1 protein-coding gene is annotated in these 290 nt (G+C 70.7%); it reads left to right on the top strand.

The genetic code is table 11. The features are described from left to right. On the top strand, positions 1-290 hold a 290-nt coding region (locus IF00_RS42325), incomplete at both ends, for an AMP-binding protein (RefSeq protein WP_158710612.1).

The following is a 290-nucleotide window of genomic DNA, read 5'->3' as shown; positions in this document are numbered from 1 at the left end:
CAGCGCGCCGAAGGTGGACATCGGCGAACTGGCCCGGGTGATCGCGCGACAGGGGATCACCGCCGTGTACTTCACGACGGCCCTCTTCGACGCGATGGCGTCCGAGGCGGTGGAGTCCCTGTCCGGGCTGCGGGAGATCTGGACGGGTGGCGATGTCCTCTCCGCGCCTGCCCTCCAGCGGGTGCTGGACGCGTGCCCGGACACGTCGGTGGTGCACGCGTACGGGCCGACGGAGTCCACGGTGTTCTGCAGCTATCAGGCCTTCGGGCCGGGTGAGCGGGTGGTGGAGC

The organism is Streptomyces flavochromogenes (genome assembly GCF_000717595.1).
GTDB classification, from domain to species: domain Bacteria; phylum Actinomycetota; class Actinomycetes; order Streptomycetales; family Streptomycetaceae; genus Streptomyces; species Streptomyces flavochromogenes.
The sequence above is the reverse complement of the archived record's forward strand: the minus strand, read 5'-3'. Positions and strand labels throughout refer to the sequence as shown.